This is a genomic window from Streptomyces sp. NPDC088766 (assembly GCF_044750845.1).
In the GTDB taxonomy this organism is placed as follows: Bacteria; Actinomycetota; Actinomycetes; order Streptomycetales; family Streptomycetaceae; genus Streptomyces.
On record NZ_JBIVKQ010000018.1, the window covers coordinates 12,998 to 31,691 of the forward strand.

Genomic DNA, 18,694 nt, shown 5'->3' on the forward strand with positions numbered 1-18,694 from the left:
ATACAGTTATCTGAAAACGGTAGCTGCACGTCAGAGGCTTGATATCGAGCCGATAGCGAGGTTATACGGGTTATTTGTAGAGTGTTCTTCGCTGCCCTTCCCAGCCATCCGTCGGCGTGACCCCGGCATGATTTCCGGGACGGAATTTCCGACGGTGTTTTCCGCCTTCTCCCGTCCCTGTATTGGAGAGCCCCCATGCCGCCCCATGCCATTGCCTACGCCGAGCTGTACGTCGCGGACGACCGGGAGGCCGCGGGGTTCCTCACCGGCAGCCTCGACTTCGAGCCGGTGGCGGTGGCGGGCCCCGCCACCGGCACGCCCGACCGGCGCTCCACCGCGCTGCGCAGCGGCGAGGTCACCCTCGTCGTCACCCAGGCGCTGGCCGGGGGCACCGCCGTGGCCGACTACGTCGAGCGCCACGGCGACTCCATCGCCGACCTCGCCTTCAGCTGCTCGGACGTCCGGTCCGCCTTCGACCGGGCCGTCCTGGCCGGCGCCGCCGCGCTCCGGACACCGGTCCCCTCCCCGGCCGACGAGTCCTGGTACGCCGCGGTGTCCGGCTTCGGCGACCTCCGGCACACCCTCGTCACGGAGGGCGAGGGCCTCCTCCTGCCGCCCGACCGGGAGTGGGCGCTGCTCCCCGCCGCCACCGGCACCGGCGGCCCCCGACCGGCCCTCGACCACGTCGCCGTCTGCCTGGAGCCCGGCACCCTGCGCAAGACCGCCGCGTTCTACGAGGCGGCCTTCGACACGCCCTACTACTCCTCCGAGTACATCGAGGTGGGCGGCCAGGCCATGGACTCCATCGTCGTGCGCAACGCCGACGGCGGCATCACCTTCACGCTGATCGAGCCCGACGACACCCGGCTGCCGGGCCAGATCAACCGCTTCCTGGAGTCCCACGGCGGCCCCGGCGTCCAGCACCTGGCCTTCCTCGTCGACGACATCGTCGGCGCGGTGCGCTCCCTCGGCGACCGCGGCGTGGCCTTCCTGCGCACCCCCGGCACCTACTACGACCTGCTGACCGAACGCGTCAGCGGCCTGTCGGACCGCATCGCCGACCTGCGCGACACCAACGTCCTGGTCGACCGCGACGAGTGGGGCTACCTGCTGCAGATCTTCACCCGCTCCCCGTACCCCCGCGGCACGCTCTTCTACGAGTACATCCAGCGCAACGGCGCCCGCGGTTTCGGCAGTTCCAACATCAAGGCGCTGTACGAGGCCGTCGAGCGGGAGCGGGAAGTGGCCGGCCGATGACGGCTCCCGCCCTCCGGCCCCCGGGCGCGCCGGCCGCGCCGCAGTTGCTCACCGTGGCCGACTTCGCGGCCCGGGCCCGGGAACGACTCCCCGCCGAGGTCTGGGACTTCATCGCCGGCGGGGCCGGGCGGGAGCGGACCCTGGCCGCCAACGAGGCGGTCTTCGAAGCGGCACGGCTGCGCCCCCGGGCCCTGCCCGGCATCGAGGAACCCGACACCTCCGTCGAGGTCCTCGGCTCCCGCTGGCCGGCGCCCGTGGGTATCGCCCCCGTCGCCTACCACGAACTCGTCCACCCCGACGGCGAACCGGGCACCGCGCGCGCCGCCGGAGCCCTCGGCCTGCCCCTGGTGGTGAGCACCTTCTCCAGCCGGCGCCTGGAGGAGGTGGCCGCGGCAGCCACCGCCCCGCTGTGGCTGCAGCTGTACTGCTTCCGCGACACCGCCACCACGCTCGACCTGGCCCGCCGGGCGCGCGCGGGCGGATACCAGGCCCTGGTGCTCACCACCGACACCCCCTTCACCGGCCGCAGGCTGCGCGATCTGCGCAACGGCTTCCGGATCCCCGGGCACATCACCGCGGCCAACCTGAGCGAGACGGCCGCCGCCGGGGCGGCGACCCCGGGTGCGCACAGCCGGCACGCCTTCGACCGCTCGACCGGGTGGTCCGTCGTCGGCCGGCTGCGCGCCGAGAGCGGTCTGCCCGTGCTGGCCAAGGGCGTGCTCACGGCCCGCGACGCCGAGGCGGCCCTCGACGCCGGCGTCGCAGGCATCGTCGTCTCCAATCACGGCGGCCGGCAGCTCGACGGCGCCCCGGCCACCCTGGAGGCCCTGCCCGAGGTGGTCGCCGCCGTCCGCGGGCGCTGCCCCGTCCTGCTGGACGGCGGGATCCGCACCGGCGCGGACGTCCTCGTCGCCCTGGCCCTCGGCGCCCGCGCCGTCCTCGTCGGCCGGCCGGCGCTGTACGCCCTGGCCGCCGACGGCGCCGCCGGGGTGCGCCGGATGCTGACCCTGCTGACCGAGGAGTTCGCCGAGACGATGGTGCTCACCGGTCATGCCGCGCCGGACGCCATCGGCCCGGACACCGTCCTGCCGCCGGTCCCGCCGTACCCAGCCAGGAGCCATGGATGACGATCACCGCGGACACCACGGGCCACGCTGTGGCACTGCCCCGTACCGCCCTGCACCGCAGCCTGTCCGAACCGCTGCTCGACACGATGACCTTCCTCAACGAGGTGACCCTGCGCTACCCGCAGGCGGTCTCCTTCGCCCCCGGGCGCCCCCAGGAGACCGGCTTCGACGTCGCGGACGTGCCCGCGCTCATCGAGACCTACCTCGACCACCTGCGCGAGCGCGGGATGTCCGAGGCGGGCGTGCGCACGGCCCTCTACCAGTACGGCGAGACGGCCGGCCAGATCCGGGACCTCGTGGCCCGCATGCTGCGGGTGGACGAGGACCTGACCGTCGACCCGGCCGCCGTGGTGGTGACCGTCGGCTGCCAGGAAGCCGTCCTGCTCACCCTGCGGGCGCTGTTCACCGGCCCCGAGGACGTGCTGCTCGTCGACAGCCCCTGCTACGTCGGCATCACCGGAGCGGCCCGGCTGCTCGGGATCGACGTCGTCCCGGTGCCCGGCACCGCGCACGGCCCCGACCCGGAAGCCCTCCACCGCATCGTGCGGGAGCTGGGCGAGCGGGGCCGGCGGGCCAAGGCGCTGTACGTGGTGCCCGACTGCTCCAACCCCACCGGCGTCAGCCTGTCCGTGGAGGACCGCACGGCCCTGCTGGACGCCGCCCGGCGGCTCGGGCTGCTGCTCCTGGAGGACAACCCGTACGGCGTCTTCAGCACGGTCCGGCGGCCCACCCTGAAGGCGCTGGACACGACACGGAGCGTCATCTACCTCGGCTCCTTCGCGAAGATCGCCTTCCCGGGCGCCCGGGTCGGATTCGTCGTCGCCGACCAGCCGGTGGAAGGCGCCGACGGCGCGGCGCCCGGTCTGCTCGCCGACGAACTGGCCAAGGTCAAGAGCATGGTCACGGTCAACACCGCCACCCTCAGCCAGGCCGCCGTGGCCGGGCTGCTGCTGCGCGCCGGTGGCGGGCTGAGGGCGGCGAACGAACCGGCGGCCCGGCACTACCAGGCCACCATGCGAGCCCTGCGCGACACCCTCGCGCACGAACTGCCGCCCGGCGCGCCGGAGTCGGCCGGAGTGCGCTGGAACGACCCCGACGGAGGGTTCTTCCTCACCCTCGATGTCCCCTTCGCCGCCGACGAGGCGGCCCTGCACCGGTCGGCGGAGACCTACGGCGTGATCTGGACGCCGATGCGCTACTTCCACCTGGACGACGCGGGGGACCGGCGGATCCGTCTGTCCTGCAGCGCCGTCACCGTCGACCAGGCCGTCGACGGTGCCCGGCGGCTCGCCCGCTTCGTCGAGGACCGGGCGCGCCACGGCGACCGGGGCTGACCGGCGGGCCGTCCGGCCGGGCGAGCACCCGGCCGGACGGCCCCGCGCGTGTCGCGCTACCGCAGGTCGTCCTTGTTCACCAGCCCCGCCTCGTAGGCGATGATCGCCGCCTGCACCCGGTTGCGGACGCCGAGCTGGTTCAGGATCGCGCTGACGTAGGTCTTGATCGTGCCCTCGACCAGATGCAGCCGTTCGGCGATCTGTGCGTTCGACAGACCGGCGCCGAGCATCCCCAGCACCTCCTGCTCCCGCTTGGTCAGCAGTGCGGTCCGGTCGCCGGAGACGTCCGCGCGCGGAGTGGGGGCCCGGCGCAGCTCCGTCATCAGCCGGCGCGCCACCAGAGGGGACAGGCAGGCGCCGCCGGACGCCACGGCCCGCACCCCCGAGATCAGATCCCGTGGATCCGAGGCCTTCAGCAGGAAGCCGGCCACGCCCTGGTCCAGGGCCTGCTCGATGTACTTGTCCTCGCCGAAGGTCGTCAGGATGACCACGGCGCTGTCCGGGTTGGTGGCCCGGAGCTCCCCGGCGGCCGTCAGTCCGTCGATCTCCGGCATGCGAATGTCGAGCAGCACCACGTGCGGCCGGTGTCTGCGGGCCAGTTCCACCGCCTCACGGCCGTTGGTGGCCTCGGCCACGACCTCGATGTCCGGTTCCGTGGTCAGGATGGAGCGCACTCCGGCCCTGATGATCGTCTCGTCGTCGGCGAGCAGTACGCGAATCATCCGTTCCTTCACCATCGTTTCCGACTGAGGCGCCGTCACACCGGACGCGCCGCTCAACTGCTTTGTCACAAAGTGTCCTTGGCCACCAGGACATCATCCCTGAAGCACAGGCGGTACAGCGTGTCCGTGAACGTCAGGACACTGTCGCCGGACCGGTAGTACTCGCACACGGTCCCCGGCGGGGCGGGCGGTTCGGTGACGACCGGCGGCGGCTTGCGGATACGCCGCTCCGGCAGCACCGAGGCCAGCTCCGCGCGCGACTCGCCCAGGCGCATCCGTCCGTAGTCACCGGGGGACAGCGCGGTCATCGCCGAGGTGAAGACGTACAGGCCGACCAGGGACAGCACCAGCACCCCGCCGAACAGCACCGGCAGCAGTGCGGCCCGCCGGAGGTTGCGACGCACCCGGGTCCGGGCCCGCGCCAGCGCCGTCCCCGAGGCGTCGGCACCCTCGGCAGCACCGCCGTGCTCACCGGTGCCGGGCGACCGCCCGGCGCCCGGGCCGAAGCCGGGTCCGCCAACGGCGCCGGAAGCCCGCCCGGAGTCCGCGCCCAGCGCTCCCGCGCGCTCCGCGCCGAGCGCTTCCGCGCCGTCCGCACTGAGCGCTCCCGCGCCGTCCGCACTGAGCGCTTCCGCGCCGTCCGCGGCGACCGTCCGCGCATCCTCGGCCCTCTCGGCGCGTGCCCTTCCGGCACCCCGGCCGAAGAGCGCTTCCGCGTCCCCGTCCTCAGCCCCCCCGGCGGGCCGTACGCGGGCGGACGGCTCGTGCGGGAGTTCGGCGCGGACCTCGAAGCCGCCCGCGCGCCGGCCCGCGCGGAGCGTGCCGCCGGCCAGCCTGACCCGTTCGTCGAGGCCGATGAGGCCCGAACCGCTGCCCGGCGCCGCGGGACGGCCTTCCTCGGACGGCAGCCCGTTGAACACGGACACCACCGTCTCGTCCGCCCGGTGGCTCACCCGCACCGTGATGGGCGCGCCCGGGGCGTGCTTGGTCGCGTTGGTCAGCGCTTCCTGCACCACACGGTACGCGGCGAGTTCGCTGAGCAGCGGCGTCCGCGTGCCGGCACCCTCCTCCCGGAACCGCACCGGCATCCCGGACCGCTCGAAGCGCCGCACCAGTTCGGCGATCGACTCCTGCGCGGGACGCAGCGAGGGCGTGGAGTCCTCCCGCAGCAGCCCGATGACGTCGTGCAGCCGCTCCGTGGCCATGGTGCAGCGCTCGCGCAACTGCCCCATGGTCCGGCGCTGCTCCTCCGTCAGCCCCTGGGCCAGTTCCAGCCCGCCGGCCAGCAGCGCCATCACGCTCAGCTCGTGGCCCAGGGAGTCGTGGATGTCCTGGGCGATCCGCGCGCGTTCCTTGAGCCGGGCCTGCTCGGCGACGAAGCGGTTGCGCCACTCCATCTGCTCGGCCCGCTCCCATCCGGCCCGGGTCAGATCCGCGCGCTGCCGCCACCAACTGCCCGCCCACCACGGCAGGGCACAGGTGGAGAACTCGGTGATGAGCAGACTCAGCCAGTCCTTGGGTTCGGCGAACAGGGTGACCAGCAGCAGTCCGGCCGCCCCCACGGCGAGGAACACCGCGTGGGCGTACGCGATCCGGGTGACGCGGCGGCCGGCCACGAAACTCAGGACCACCGTGGCCGTCGCCGTCCACACGGCCGACCCGAGGGTGACGTAGAACAGCACGATCAGCCCCGCCAGCACCAGCGACAGCAGGGGCAGCGCCCGGCGCACCGCGACCCCGGCCATGATCAGCACGGTCACGGCCACCCAGCTGCCCGGCGAACCCGCCAGACTCTCGGCGCTGAACACCGACGGACTCAGCAGCGCCGCGAGCAGCAGCAGATCGCCGCGCCGGGTGAACGGGCGCTCGGAGCCCAGGGCATGGACCGTGTGTGCCACTCGTTGCCGGAAGGCCTGTAACAGCTGCATTCCTGCACGTTACAAGAGCCGGGGTGGGCCACGAACCTGCCGAAAGTCGAGTCACATCGTTGCCGAACGCCAGATGTTCGCGAAGCCGGTCCTTCCTAGTTTGGAGTTGTTACTGCGGAAGGAGCCGACAGGCAATGATCACTGTGGACCGACTGACCAAGAAGTATGGGGACAAGACGGCGGTGTCCGATCTCTCGTTCCAGATCAACCCGGGAAAGGTGACGGGTTTCCTGGGACCGAACGGCGCCGGCAAGTCGACGACCATGCGCATGATCGTCGGTCTCGACGAGCCGACGCAGGGCCGCGCACTGGTCGCCGGCAAGCGTTACGCACAGCTCAAGCACCCGCTGCGCGAGGTGGGTGCCCTGCTCGACGCGCGGGCCGGTCACCCCGGCCGCTCGGCTTGTCACCACCTGCTCGGCATGGCCCGCAGCAACGGCATTCCGGCCTCCCGCGTGGGCGAGGTGCTGGACACCGTCGGCCTCGGCGAAGTGGCCAGGAAGCGCATCGGCTCCTTCTCCCTGGGCATGGGCCAGCGGCTCGGCATCGCCGGGGCACTCCTCGGCGACCCCAAGGTGCTGCTGTTCGACGAACCCGTCAACGGCCTGGACCCCGACGGCGTGCGCTGGGTGCGGGAGCTGATGCGGCAGCTGGCGGCGGAGGGCCGCACGGTCTTCGTCTCCAGCCACCTCATGAGCGAGATGCAGGAGACCGCCGACCACGTGATCGTCATCGGCCGCGGCAAGGTCATCGCCGACGCCCCGATCGAGGAGGTCATCGCGAGCAGCTCCCTGAACGCCGTCCGCGTCCGCACCCCGCAACCGGACGTGCTGCGCCGCGAACTGCTCCAGCTCGGCATGACCGTGGAGCGCAGCGCCGGCGACGCCCCCGACGAACTCATGGTCGTCGGCGGCACCTTGGAGGAGATCGGCGACCTGGCCTTCCGGCACCGCGTGCCCGTGCACGAGCTGAGCCTGCGCAAGGCCAGCCTGGAGCAGGCGTACATGGAACTCACCGCCGCCAGCGTCGAGTACGGATCGCCCTCCCTCGCCCATGTCCCCGACACCCACGTCACCCCAGCCACGGATCCCCAGGAAGCGTAGACAGACATGACAGCGACAACGGCCCCCAAGCTCGTCGGACCCGTCTCCGGCGGCGGATTCAAAGGCGCCCTCGCCTTCGAGTGGACGAAGCTGTGGAGCGTGCGCGCGACGTGGTGGAACCTGCTCGTCGGTCTGGTGCTGACCGTCGGCTTCGCGGTCATCGTCGGCATGTCCGCCGACGCCAGCGCGAAGAAGGGCGTGGACGTCACCATGCCCGCCCCGCACGCCGCCTCCCAGGCGTTCCTGATCTCCCAGCTCACCGTGGTCGTACTGGCCACGCTCGCGCTGACCAGCGAGTACTCCAGCGGCTCGATCCGCACCACGCTGCAGAGCGTGCCCAGGCGCAGCCGGATGCTGCTGTCCAAGACGCTCGTCGTCACCGCCGTGGTGGCCGTGACGGGGTTCGTCTTCAGCCTGCTGGCCAGTCTGGCTGCCGCCTCCTTCATGGGCGAGTACGGGGAGTACACCAGCGGTGAGCTGTTCGGCACCGCCTTCGGCGCGGCGGCCTACCTGGCCCTGCTCGCCACCATGTCGATCGGCGCGGGCACGATCCTGCGCAGCGCCGCCGGCACCATCACCACGCTCATCATGCTGCTGCTGGCGCTGCCTCAGCTCATGGGCGTCGTCGGCGCCAAGTGGCTGACCACGGCCAGCGAGTACATGCCCAGCGAGGCCGGCACCGTGCTGATGACCCAGGACACCGACCCCTACAGCGGCGGAACCGCGCTCGTGGTGCTGCTGCTGTGGGCGCTCGCCACGGGCGTCGGCGGCTACGCGGTGCTGCGCCGCCGCGACGCCTGAGCCACCCACAGGTCCCGACGGCTCCCCCTTCGCCACCGGGTCCGCTTCCCTCCGTCGGCCTCCGGACCGTTCCACGGTCCGGAGGCCGACGTCGTGCGCGGACCGCCCTGCGGGGGGATAACCGCGCGATAGGGGCCCCATATCGCCGCTGGCGACATTAGGAGCACTTCCTGTCCGCTCTCCCGGAGGCCCCCATGCGTCGCCGCACGACCCTTTCCATGACCCTCGCCGGCTGTGCCCTGGCCGTCGGCATGTCCGCCGCCCCGGCGCAGGCCGTCCCGGCGGACAAGCCGCAGGTGCTGTCCTCCTTCACGCAGACCGGCGCGGCGAGCTACAACGCCTGGAACGCCGCCCGCCAGAACCAGGCCGCCTGGGCCGCCTACGAGTTCGACTGGTCCACCGACCACTGCACCCAGGCGCCCAACAACCCCTTCGGCTTCCCCTTCGAACTGTCCTGCGCGCGCCACGACTTCGGCTACCGCAACTACCGGGCGGCCGGCACCTTCGACGCCAACAAGGCGCGCGTGGACAGCGCCTTCCACGAGGACATGAAGCGCGTGTGCGCCGCCTACACCGGCGAGAAGAAGACGAACTGCAACAGCACCGCCTGGACCTACTACCAGGCCGTGAAGATCTTCGGCTGAGTCCCGCCGCGGACCGGCACCCGGCCGGTCCGGACGGCTGAGAAAGGACGACGGCATGCGCACCGCCGCCATCGTCGGCGCCGGACCGATCGGCTGTTCCGTGGGGCTCGCGCTGCGCCGGCACGGCGTGGCCACCCATGTGATCGACGCCGACCCCGAGGCCGCACGCAGGGCCGAGGAGCGTGGGGCGGGCGTCGCCGAGGCACCTGCGCAGCCCGCCGACATCGCTGTCATCGCGGTGCCGCCGGGACAGGTCGCTCCCGTGCTCGCCGAGCACCAGAAGCTCGGCACGGCCCGCGTCTACACCGAGGTCTCCGCGGTCAAGGTGCGGCTGTACCACGAGGCGTGGGCGCACGGCTGCGACCTGACCTCGCTGGTCGGCGGACACCCCGTGGTGGGCGAGGGCGGTTCCTGGCCCAGGGAGCCCCGCGAAGACCTCTTCGAGGGACGTCCCTGGGCGCTCAGCCCGACCGACGCCACCGACATCCTGGCCCTCAACCGGGCCCTGGAACTCGTGGCGTTGTGCGGTGCGGTCTCGGTGCTGCTCGACCCGGAGACCCATGACCGCGCCGCCGCCCTCGTGTCGCACGCCCCGTACCTGATCGCCAGCCTCGCCGCCGCCCGTCTGCTCGACGGCGACGAGTCCGCCGTACGGCTGGCCGGGCAGGACCTGCGCGCCGTCACCCGGATCGCGGACGGCAACCCGGATCTGTGGACGGACACCCTCACCGCCAACGCCGGCCCGGTCGCCGACCAGCTGGACGGCTGGGCCGCGCAAGCGGGGCTCCTGGCACGTGAGTTGCGGGACGTCGCCCGGTCCGGCGATCCGGCCCGCCCCGAGCGGCTGCGCGCGATCCTCCGCTCCGGAGCGGCCGGGCGGGCCCGGATCCCCGGGCCCTGGGACACCCCACTCGACTGACACCTCATCAGAAGGGCAGAGTGCCATGCACCGTGCCCCCACCCCCCGGCGACTGCTGCGCACGGCGTGCGTCACGGGGGCCGCCGCTCTGGCGGGCCTCATGGCGGCACCGCAGGCCGGCGCCGCCACGCCGGAGACCGCGTCGGCCTCCTGCACCACCGCCACCGACACGCGGTCCTTCGGCCGCGGCGAGATCACCCTGTGCGTCGGCGACGACGGCACGGCGCGCGTGACCGGCCGGGTCGAGGACCTGCTGCCCGGCGGCGGTCTCGGCGGCCCCGACGGCGGCTGTGCGGGCTGGTGGATCACCTGGCGGACGGCCGGCGGGCAGGAGCTGGACCTCGGCCCGTTCGTCTGCGGCCACTTCCACAGCCCCGACCGCCTGGACTTCGACTACGACCCGACCGCCGTGGAGGGCGGCCCCCGGGACATCACCGGCGTGGCGCAGGTGAAGCTCGGCACCGTATGGACATGACGGCACGTCCGTCGCACGGCAGGGCGTGACGGGCCGGCCGGACGACGAAAGCCCGGGCGGATCACCCGCCCGGAACGCCGGGCGTCGTGAATGTCGTCGACGAAGGTGGTGAAAGCGCGGGCGGCGCGCCCGGAACCCGTGTCCCGTCCCTAGCGTGATCGGTGTCCGGACTTTCCCGACGAAAGGGCGCCGATCGTGAAGCCGACAGGAACCGGGCGCGCCGTGCGCCGGTACGCCGTCCTCGTGGCCGCGCTGCTGTCCCTCGTCCCCGCCTGCGGACAGCCGTCCGCCCACACCCCGGGGGCCGCCGCCACGGCCCCGCCCGCCCTGCCCGGCCCGACCGGAGCGCGGCCGGTCGGGCTGCGGGTCCTCGAACTGCGCGACACCTCCCGCCGCGACCCCTGGGACCCGAGCCGGTCCCGCGAGCTGATGGTGTCGCTGTGGTATCCCGCACGGCACTCCACCGAGCGCGCGGCGCGCTACGTCACGCCGCGGGAGTCGCAACTGATCCTGCGCGCACAGCGGATCGAGGGCGTTCCCACGGACCTGCTGAGCCGGGTGCGGGTGCACGCCTCCCGCGATGCCCCGCCGGTCGCGGTGAGCGCTCCCGGACTGCCCCTGGTCGTCCTGTCCCCGGGTTTCTCGCTGCCCCGCACCTCCCTGACCGCGCTCGCCGAGGACCTGGCCAGCCGGGGGTACGCGGTGGCCGCCGTCGACCACGCCTACGAGGCGGCGGCCGTGAGCCATCCCGGCGGCCGGGTCACCGGCTGCCGGGCCTGCCAGGGCTCCCCGGACGGGCGGCGGGTCGCCGCCACCCGGGCCGCCGACCTCTCGTATGTGCGACGGCAGTTGCTCGGCCGTCCCGGCACGGCGGACGGCCGGCTGCCCCGGCTGGATCCGGCCCGGGTCGCCGCCGTGGGCCACTCCATGGGCGGCGCCGCCGCGTTCGAGGCACTGCGGACCGACCCGGGGTTCGCCGCCGGCGCCGATCTCGACGGCACCTTCCACAGCGCGGGCACCTCACGCGTGGACCGGCCCTTCCTGCTGCTGGGCGCGGACGAGCACGGCAGGCCCGGCGCGGACCCCACCTGGGAGCGCGTGTGGCAGCGGCTGTCCGGCTGGCGCCGCTGGTACTCGGTGACCGGTGCGGGCCATGCGTCCTTCACCGACTACGGACTGCTCGGCGAACGCCTGGGTCATCCGGCACCGGGGACCGCCCGGGACGCCGAGGACGCCCTGCGCATCACCCGCCGCCTGGTCGCGGCGTTCCTCGACGACCGGCTGCGCGGTGTCTCCACCCCGGGCCCGGACGGCGTCGCCCGGCACGACGAGCGCATCCGCAGGCACCGGCCGCGGGAGCGGCCGTAGCCGCCGGGCAGCTCCGAAAGCGAACCGATATCGGAGGGAAACGCCGGCTGCGTACGTTGGCCGGGATGGGAGCCAGGTTCCAGCGTCCCACGCAGTTCAGCCCGACGTTCCCGGAAGGAATGCGACGTGACCAATCCGTTCGAAGACGCAGACGGCCGCTACCTCGTGCTGGTCAATGACGAGGGCCAGCACTCCCTGTGGCCGTCTTTCGTGGAGGTGCCCGCCGGATGGACGGTCGCCTTCGGCGAGTCGGACCGTGAGTCCTGCCTGGAGTACGTGGAGAAGAACTGGACCGACATGCGTCCCAAGAGCCTCATCGAGGCCATGAACGCCGACGCCTGACCGGCCCGGCGACCCGCTCGGCCGCCGCGCCGAGCCGGTCCCCGTGCACGACGACCGCCCCGCCGGATTCCCCGGCGGGGCGGTTCGCCGTCCCGGCTCACGGACCGGCCGGCTCCGTGCTCACACCCCGAGACGGGCGCCGCACGGCTGTGCCGGCCGGGTGGTCAGGGCGTGCAGCCGTATCAGCTCCTGCCAGCGGTAGCGCATCTCGCCCCAGCGGCCGCGGCCCACCACTTCCAGCAGCTGGGCGTCCACCAGGGTCTCGATGAGGTCCTCGGCGTCCATCTGGTCCATGCCGAGGGCGTCGGCCGCGCCCGCGGCGCAGAAGTCGGTTCCGTCCAGCCGGCTCAGTTCGGCGTAGGCGCCGGCCGCCGTGCCGTCCAGCTCCCGCAGGCTGCGGTCGAGCCGGGCGCGCAGCGAGTCCTCGCCGATGCTCAGCTCCGCCAGCCGGTCGGCCGACCGTTCCAGCCGCCGGACGAGGTCGTGCACCTGCCAGTGCTGCTTGGTCAGCAGTCTGGCCCCGGCGGCCCGCAGCGACACCGGCGTGTTGCCGCACAGCCGTACCAGGCGCCGGGTGGTCTCCGGGGACTCGTCGGCCCTCGTGTCGCGCAGGACGCCGGCCAGCATCTCGTGCGACTCGTCGTCGGACAGCGTCCCGATGCGCAGCCGCAGCAGGCCCGGGTCCTGGAGGAGTTCGTCGAGGGTGGCGCAGCCGGTGATCAGCACCCGGCACCCGCCGTGCCCCGGCAGCAGCGGCCGGATCTGGGCGTACGACGAGGCGTGATCGAGAACGACCAGCACCCGTCTGCCCTCCAGGGCGGAGCGGTAGCGCTCGGCGGCCTCGGCGAGGTCCGAGGGCAACGGGCCCTCGACGCCCAGCCGGCGCAGGAACTGGTGGAGCACGTCGAGGGGGTCGCCGTACCGCAGATCGGCGAAGAGCCGGCCGTCGGGGAACCGGTGCGCCGACCGATGGGCCCAGTGCACGGCGAGGCTTGTTTTTCCTATGCCGGGGCTTCCCGTGATGTGCGCGATGGACGAGGAATTCTGCGTCGTCCGGCCGAGCAGGGAGTCGTCCAGGAGCCACTGTTCGCGCGTACGGCCGACGAAGTACGCGTCACTTTCAGGAAGTTGGGCGGGGGTGCAGTTCTGCGTACCCGGCTGTGCGACAGCAATCGCCGGGGCCGAGGGCTGCGGGACGTCGTCCCGGAGGATCGCGTTATGGAGTTCCTGGAGTTCCGCGCCGAGCTCCAGACCGATCTCTTCGACAGAATGACGCATTCCGTCGCGGAAGGTGGTGAGTGCCTCCGCTCGCCGCCCGGAGCGGTACTGGGCGAGCATCAGGTGATACCGCAACCGGTCGCGCAGGGGGCACGCGCTCACCAGGGCCTGCAGCTCCCCGAGAATGGCCTGGTGCTCACCGAGTTCGAGCCGCAGCGCCACCTGCTGCTCGATGGCCAGCATGCGCTGTTCGTCCAGGCGGGCCGCCTCGGTCTCGGCGAAGGGCGCGTAGACCCCGCCGAGCGCCGGGCCGCGCCAGAGCGCCAGCGCGTTCCGCAGGGCGCCGGCGGCTTCGGCGGTGCGGTGGTCGGCGGCCAGCCGGACGCTGTCGGCGACCAGTTGCTCGAAGCGGGTGGAGTCGAGTGAGTGGCCGACCAGGGAGAGCATGTAGCCCGGCGTGGCGGTGACGATGGTCTCCCGGTCCCAGCCGGCGGTGCGGAAGATCTTACGCAGGGCGGCGATGCAGATGGCCACCTGGGTGCGGGCGGTGCTGGGGGGCTGCCCGTTCCACACCTTCTCGATGAGCGAATCGAAGGAGACCACCTGATTCGCCGAGAGAAGCAGGGCCGACAGGACGGCGCGCTGCCGCGGTCCGCCGACGGTGAGTGTGCGGCCCTTCATGCGGACCTCGAGCGGCCCGAGTATTCGGAATTCCAGATTGTCCCCGCGTCGCGCTTCGTCCGGGGATCCGGATATTTCGTTGCTCTTTACTCGATGGATGGCCAGTGCTTTCCGCCAAACTCTCTCGTCTTCCTGGAATATGGTGCCTGATCGATATTCCATGGCTCTCTGAGACCCCCGTCGGTGATGTTCTGCTAATCGCGCAATTCCATTTCCTGAAGGCGGCTGGATCCAAATAAATTCTCCCATCGCTGTCAGGAGAAGTGGACGGATGGGTTCCGATTTCTTCGTTGCGGCCCATGTACGTGGTGGGATGTCCTCAAGATCACCGCGGGCAATCGTCCGGGACGGTGGAAGCGCTCGAGCGAACGTCGAACGTCGCGTCAAAGAGTCATCATCGGTCCCCCTTGCCTCTGTCGAATGATACATATCCCACCAGGCTCCAACACTCGACTTTCGACAGGTGTGGACTTGCCTTTCGTAGAGTGACCAGCACCGTTCATCGGGAGCCGCCCGACATGTGATCAGGCGAGTTCGAGCGATATTTAATGGCAGAACAGGAAATACCTGGTCGAGACCGTATTGGACTGAACCACCAGGGGCTTCGCGCGGCCCGCGGCCCCCGGGCCGGCGCTCCCGCGGCGGATCATGGCCGATGGCCGAGGTTGGCCGGAACGTGACGTTCGGCCGCGCGCCGCCGGGCGGAGCCGTTCGCGCCGGTTGGCATCCGGAACGGCGAAAGGGCCGCCCGGCGTTGTGCCGGGGGCCCTTCCTCTCACCGGGGCGGCCGGGGGAGTACCGCCGCGGTGGGCTCAGTCGGCGGTCTGCCGACGCCGTCCCAGGGCCCACACGGCCTCCAGGGCCAGCCCGGCCACCACCGCGGACGCGACCGCCGCGCCGGGCGCCGCCGTACCGACCAACTGCAGCTGGAAGAACTCCTGCAGATACGGCACCACCAGCACCACCACGAAGCCCAGCCCCATGGTCAGCACCAGCAGAATCCGCCACCAGGTGTACGGCCGGGCGATGATGGCCAGCGCCCACAGCGCGGTAAGGAACAGCGCCAGCGTCGCCGCCGAGGTCTCCGCGTCCAGGTTGTCGTCGTACACGGACCGCGCGATGAAGTACGACACCGAGGTGGCCGCGGCGGCCAGCGCACCGGCCGGCACGGCGAACCGCAGTACACGTCCCACGAAGTTCGGCCGAGCGCGTTCCTTGTTGGGCGCCAGGGCGAGGAAGAACGCCGGGATGCCGATGGTCAGTGAACCGATCAGGGTGATGTGCCGCGGCAGGAACGGATACGGCACCTGCGTCAGGACGACCACCACGGCCATCAGCACCGAGTACATGGTCTTGGTGAGGAACAGGTTGGCCACGCGCTCGATGTTCCCGATGACCCGCCGGCCCTCCGCCACGACCGACGGCAGCGACGCGAAGTTGTTGTCGAGCAGCACGATCTGCGCGACCGCCCGGGTGGCCGGGCTGCCGGAGCCCATGCCGACCCCGATGTCGGCGTCCTTCAGTGCGAGCACGTCGTTGACGCCGTCGCCCGTCATCGCCACCGCGTGGCCGCGCGACTGAAGGGCGCCCACCATGTCCCGCTTCTGCTGCGGTCCGACCCGCCCGAAGATGGTGTGCTTCTCGACCTCGTCGGCCAGCGCCTTCGGATCCTCGGGCAGGAACCGCGCGTCCACCGGGCTGTCCGCGCCGGGCAGGGACAGACCGGCGGCGACGGCGCCCACGGACACCGCGTTGTCACCCGAGATCACCTTGGCCGAGACACCCTGGTCCGCGAAGTACCGCAGCGTGGCGGGCGCCTCGGGCCGAATGCGCTGCTGGAGCACGACCAGCCCGCACGGCTCCACCGCGTCCGGCACCGCCGCCGGGTCCTCCAGCAGCGCGTCCAGCGGGCGTGACGTACGTGCCAGGAGCAGCACCCGCAGGCCCCGGGCGCCGTAGGAGTCGGCCGCGGCGAGCACCGAGTGTCCCGCGGGAAGCATCGTGTCCGGTGCCCCGAGCAGCCACGCCGAGCGCGCACCGGACGGTTCGGAGAACTCCGCCCCGCTCCACCGGCGCGCCGAGGAGAACGGCGCGACCGCGTGCCGGGTCCAGCCCTGCGGGGCCGGGTAGGCGTCGATGATGGCCTGCAGGCTCGTGTTGGGACGCTCGTCGGCGGCGCCCAGGGCACCCAGCACGTCCTCCACGAGCACGTTCTCCACCAGCGGCACCACCTCGCTGACGTCCATCGACGCCTCGGTGAGCGTGCCCGTCTTGTCCAGGCACACGGTGTCCACCCGGGCCAGACCCTCGATCGCCGGCAGCTCCTGCACCAGACACTGCTTGCGGCCCAGCCGGACCACGCCCACCGCGAAGGCCAGCGACGTCAGCAGGACCAGGCCCTCCGGCACCATCGGCACCAGACCGCCCACCATGCGGCGGATCGCCTCGGGAAGGTCGTCGTCGTTGACCATCAGCTGCGTGATGATCAGCGAGATGCCCGCCGGGACGATCGCGTAGGTGACGAACTTCAGGATCCGGTCGATGCCGTTGCGCAGCTCGGAGTTGACCAGCGTGAACCGCCGCGCCTCCTCGGCGAGCTGGGCGGCGTAGGCCTGCCGGCCGACCCGCGTCGCGGTGAACGAGCCGGAGCCCGCCACCACGAAGCTGCCCGACATCACCGCGTCGCCGGGCTGCTTGAGGACCGGGTCCGCCTCGCCGGTGAGCAGGGACTCGTCGACCTCCAGGTTGTCGGCCGCCGCGACGGTGCCGTCCACCGCGATCTTGTCGCCCTGGCCCAGGTCGATGAGATCGTCGATGACGATCTCCGAGGGCCGCAGCGAGACCCGGTTGCCGTCGCGCCACACCCGTGGCCGGCTCTCGCCGACGATGGCCAGCTGGTCGAGGGTCCGCTTGGCACGGACCTCCTGGATGATGCCGATCAGCGTGTTGGCGAGGATCACCCCGCCGAACAGCGCGTCCTGGATCGGGCCGACCACCAGGATGATCACGAACAGCACGCCGATGATGGCGTTGATGCGGGTGAAGAGGTTGCTCCGGACGATCTCACCGATGCTGCGGCTGGACCGGACCGGTACGTCGTTCACCCGGCCGGCGGCGACGCGCTCGGCGACCTCGGCCGCGGTGAGCCCTGTGCCGCCCCTGCCGTCGCCCGCCGTGAGCGGTGGCGGGGCGCTGCCCCCCGGTGCGACGGCCTCGGCGGTCACGCCCGGCTCGTCCAGCCGCTTGTCCATCCCTGGATTCCTCCGCATCCGTCGCCGCCGGCGCCCGCACGGGGCGGCGCCGGCCGTTCGTCCGTGACCCGACCGTAGAAGCAGGCGGACACGCGCCACCACGCACGAAGGACGTCTCCTGATCTGACTTTCGTCAGGGGCGCCGGGCGCCCGCGCGCGACTTCCGGCAGAAGCCCGGGCCCGAAGCCCGGCCCCGAGACGTCAGGCACCCCCGTGCCGCCGCACCCCGCCGACCGGAAAACGAATCGATATCGGAGAGAAACTGCCGGCTCCTAGCGTCAGGGCCCCAGAACGCCCCGGGGATCCCGGAGTTCGCCCGCCGGTCCACCACCTCCCAGGCCCGGCGGGCCCCCGCAGCCCACGCAGAGGAGAGCCTCATGCACGCCCAGACGAGCGGGTCCATCGTGTCAGGGGACGACATTCCGGGGCAGCTGGCGCAGCTCCGGCAGCTCCACCCGGAGCTGTATGCGCGCACCGACCCGCAGCGGATCGCCACGTGGCAGGCCACGCTCGGCAGGACGCTCGGACAGCACGACGACTTCGGGGACGACGCCGAAGGCGGCCGGGGCGTGGTCTACCTCAAGGCCCAGGCGCTGAACACCCGCGCCCGGGCCACCGGCATCCGCACCCTGCTGGACCTCGCCGCCCCGCGGCTTTCCGCCCGGGACGGCGAACGGCCCGTCCTGGTCGACCTGCTGGGCGGCGACGGACTGATCCGCAAGGTGGCCGGGGAGCTCGGCATCACCGACTTCGACGTCCTCACCTGTGACGCCTCCCCCCACATGGTCGCGGCGGCCTGGGCGGACGGCACGCCGGCCCTGCTGCAGCGCGCCGAGCAGCCGCTGCTGCGCGACGCGTCCGTCGACGCCGTGCTCCTCGCCTACGGCTCCCACCACGTGCCCCCCTCCGACCGGCAGACGGTGGCGAGCGAGGCGTACCGGATGCTGCGCCCCGGGGGCGCCTTCCTGCTGCACGACTTCCTCGTCGGCTCCCCCATGGACGTCTGGTTCGAGGAGGTGACCGACGTCCACTCGACGACCGGCCACAAGTTCCTGCACTTCACCCGGGACGAGATCGACGGCTACCTGGAGAAGGCCGGGTTCGAGCACCGCGAGGTCCTGGAGGTCGACGACCCCTACACCGTCACGGGCGCCACCCCGGAGGAGGCCGAACTGGCCGTCGGCCGCTACCTGCTGCACATGTACGGCCTGGTGAAGGTCTTCGACGGGCGGACCGAGCGGGAGGCCTACCGCTGGGTGGCCGACCGGGCGAAGTCCGTCTTCCGGTACGCCGAGGCCGACGGCTCGGTCACCGGCACCGCGCTGCGCCGCGACGGCGCCACGGGCGAGTGGCACATCACCGTCCCCCGGCGCGCGGTCGTCGGGGTGGGCCGCACGGCGGGCGCCGTCTGACGGCATCCCGGGAGTTTTGAAGTCTTCCGGCACGCCGACGCCCGGAAGACCACGTCACCGAACGGATCCACCACCGACACCGCAGACGAGGCGACGGTATGAGGCGCCTTCG

General features: G+C 72.2%; 15 protein-coding genes. 11 read left to right on the top strand and 4 right to left on the bottom strand.

The features are described from left to right. Positions 1 to 195: 195 nt before the first annotated feature. From hppD to ACIP5W_RS23720, 3 genes are read left to right on the top strand one after another with little or no spacing between them, the layout of a single operon-like run. Positions 196 to 1,257, top strand: a complete 1,062-nt coding sequence (gene hppD / locus ACIP5W_RS23710) for a 4-hydroxyphenylpyruvate dioxygenase (protein WP_401476937.1) — start codon at positions 196 to 198, stop codon at positions 1,255 to 1,257. Continuing rightward, positions 1,254 to 2,384: an alpha-hydroxy acid oxidase gene (locus ACIP5W_RS23715; protein WP_401476940.1), complete on the top strand. Its 1,131-nt coding sequence runs from the start codon at positions 1,254 to 1,256 to the stop codon at positions 2,382 to 2,384. Before hppD ends, ACIP5W_RS23715 begins: the two co-directional genes overlap by 4 nt. Further along, positions 2,381 to 3,718 carry a PLP-dependent aminotransferase family protein gene (locus ACIP5W_RS23720; protein ID WP_401476943.1) on the top strand — a complete coding sequence of 446 codons (1,338 nt, stop codon included), beginning with the start codon at positions 2,381 to 2,383 and terminating at the stop codon, positions 3,716 to 3,718. Before ACIP5W_RS23715 ends, ACIP5W_RS23720 begins: the two co-directional genes overlap by 4 nt. A gap of 56 nt (positions 3,719 to 3,774) precedes the next feature. On the opposite strand, the gene ACIP5W_RS23725 is transcribed toward ACIP5W_RS23720, so the two are convergent. Together ACIP5W_RS23725 and ACIP5W_RS23730 are read right to left on the bottom strand one after the other, a co-directional pair. Next, on the bottom strand, positions 3,775 to 4,440 hold the full coding sequence (locus tag ACIP5W_RS23725; RefSeq protein WP_401476946.1) for a response regulator: 666 nt from the start codon (positions 4,438 to 4,440) through the stop codon (positions 3,775 to 3,777). Between the two features lie 65 nt (positions 4,441 to 4,505). Further along, entirely contained in the window at positions 4,506 to 6,368 is a 1,863-nt protein-coding gene (locus ACIP5W_RS23730) for a sensor histidine kinase (RefSeq protein ID WP_401476949.1), read from the bottom strand. A gap of 134 nt (positions 6,369 to 6,502) precedes the next feature. On the opposite strand from ACIP5W_RS23730, the gene ACIP5W_RS23735 reads away from it, so the two are divergent. The 7 genes from ACIP5W_RS23735 to ACIP5W_RS23765 all read left to right on the top strand — a co-directional run bounded on the left by ACIP5W_RS23735 (position 6,503) and on the right by ACIP5W_RS23765 (position 12,020). Continuing rightward, a complete protein-coding gene (locus ACIP5W_RS23735) occupies positions 6,503 to 7,471 on the top strand; it encodes an ABC transporter ATP-binding protein (RefSeq protein ID WP_401476952.1) in 969 nt (322 codons plus the stop codon). 6 nt (positions 7,472 to 7,477) lie between these two features. Beyond that, positions 7,478 to 8,272, top strand: coding sequence for an ABC transporter (locus ACIP5W_RS23740; protein ID WP_401476955.1), 795 nt, complete (start codon positions 7,478 to 7,480; stop codon positions 8,270 to 8,272). 194 nt (positions 8,273 to 8,466) lie between these two features. Beyond that, positions 8,467 to 8,916: a phospholipase gene (locus ACIP5W_RS23745; protein WP_401476958.1), complete on the top strand. Its 450-nt coding sequence runs from the start codon at positions 8,467 to 8,469 to the stop codon at positions 8,914 to 8,916. Positions 8,917 to 8,971: 55 nt separating this feature from the next. Then, positions 8,972 to 9,835, top strand: a complete 864-nt coding sequence (locus tag ACIP5W_RS23750) for a prephenate dehydrogenase (RefSeq protein WP_311680677.1) — start codon at positions 8,972 to 8,974, stop codon at positions 9,833 to 9,835. A 25-nt stretch (positions 9,836 to 9,860) separates the two neighbouring features. Then, on the top strand, positions 9,861 to 10,310 hold the full coding sequence (locus ACIP5W_RS23755; protein WP_401476961.1) for a hypothetical protein: 450 nt from the start codon (positions 9,861 to 9,863) through the stop codon (positions 10,308 to 10,310). Between the two features lie 195 nt (positions 10,311 to 10,505). Then, on the top strand, positions 10,506 to 11,678 hold the full coding sequence (locus tag ACIP5W_RS23760) for an alpha/beta hydrolase family protein (RefSeq protein ID WP_401476964.1): 1,173 nt from the start codon (positions 10,506 to 10,508) through the stop codon (positions 11,676 to 11,678). Between the two features lie 126 nt (positions 11,679 to 11,804). Next, entirely contained in the window at positions 11,805 to 12,020 is a 216-nt protein-coding gene (locus tag ACIP5W_RS23765; protein ID WP_344534590.1) for an MbtH family protein, read from the top strand. 120 nt (positions 12,021 to 12,140) lie between these two features. Here ACIP5W_RS23765 and ACIP5W_RS23770 read toward each other — a convergent pair whose 3' ends face one another. Together ACIP5W_RS23770 and ACIP5W_RS23775 are read right to left on the bottom strand one after the other, a co-directional pair. Continuing rightward, the gene (locus tag ACIP5W_RS23770; protein ID WP_401476967.1) at positions 12,141 to 13,919 is read right to left on the bottom strand and encodes a BTAD domain-containing putative transcriptional regulator; all 1,779 of its coding nucleotides are present in this window, start codon (positions 13,917 to 13,919) and stop codon (positions 12,141 to 12,143) included. An 812-nt stretch (positions 13,920 to 14,731) separates the two neighbouring features. Continuing rightward, the gene (locus ACIP5W_RS23775; protein ID WP_401476970.1) at positions 14,732 to 17,170 is read right to left on the bottom strand and encodes an HAD-IC family P-type ATPase; all 2,439 of its coding nucleotides are present in this window, start codon (positions 17,168 to 17,170) and stop codon (positions 14,732 to 14,734) included. A gap of 377 nt (positions 17,171 to 17,547) precedes the next feature. Here ACIP5W_RS23775 and ACIP5W_RS23780 point away from each other — a divergent pair, with 377 nt between their 5' ends. Next, positions 17,548 to 18,582: a class I SAM-dependent methyltransferase gene (locus ACIP5W_RS23780; protein WP_401476973.1), complete on the top strand. Its 1,035-nt coding sequence runs from the start codon at positions 17,548 to 17,550 to the stop codon at positions 18,580 to 18,582. Positions 18,583 to 18,694 lie beyond the last annotated feature (112 nt).

Bases quoted from the DNA above. Each gene is read 5' to 3' on its own strand.
- ACIP5W_RS23735 (WP_401476952.1), top strand. From the start codon at position 6,503: ATGATCACTGTGGACCGACTGACCAAGAAGTATGGGGACAAGACGGCG.
- hppD (WP_401476937.1), top strand. From the start codon at position 196: ATGCCGCCCCATGCCATTGCCTACGCCGAGCTGTACGTCGCGGACGAC.
- ACIP5W_RS23715 (WP_401476940.1), top strand. From the start codon at position 1,254: ATGACGGCTCCCGCCCTCCGGCCCCCGGGCGCGCCGGCCGCGCCGCAG.
- ACIP5W_RS23750 (WP_311680677.1), top strand. From the start codon at position 8,972: ATGCGCACCGCCGCCATCGTCGGCGCCGGACCGATCGGCTGTTCCGTG.
- ACIP5W_RS23755 (WP_401476961.1), top strand. From the start codon at position 9,861: ATGCACCGTGCCCCCACCCCCCGGCGACTGCTGCGCACGGCGTGCGTC.
- ACIP5W_RS23775 (WP_401476970.1), bottom strand. From the start codon at position 17,170: ATGGACAAGCGGCTGGACGAGCCGGGCGTGACCGCCGAGGCCGTCGCA.
- ACIP5W_RS23720 (WP_401476943.1), top strand. From the start codon at position 2,381: ATGACGATCACCGCGGACACCACGGGCCACGCTGTGGCACTGCCCCGT.
- ACIP5W_RS23730 (WP_401476949.1), bottom strand. From the start codon at position 6,368: ATGCAGCTGTTACAGGCCTTCCGGCAACGAGTGGCACACACGGTCCAT.
- ACIP5W_RS23725 (WP_401476946.1), bottom strand. From the start codon at position 4,440: ATGATTCGCGTACTGCTCGCCGACGACGAGACGATCATCAGGGCCGGA.
- ACIP5W_RS23740 (WP_401476955.1), top strand. From the start codon at position 7,478: ATGACAGCGACAACGGCCCCCAAGCTCGTCGGACCCGTCTCCGGCGGC.
- ACIP5W_RS23780 (WP_401476973.1), top strand. From the start codon at position 17,548: ATGCACGCCCAGACGAGCGGGTCCATCGTGTCAGGGGACGACATTCCG.
- ACIP5W_RS23770 (WP_401476967.1), bottom strand. From the start codon at position 13,919: ATGAAGGGCCGCACACTCACCGTCGGCGGACCGCGGCAGCGCGCCGTC.
- ACIP5W_RS23745 (WP_401476958.1), top strand. From the start codon at position 8,467: ATGCGTCGCCGCACGACCCTTTCCATGACCCTCGCCGGCTGTGCCCTG.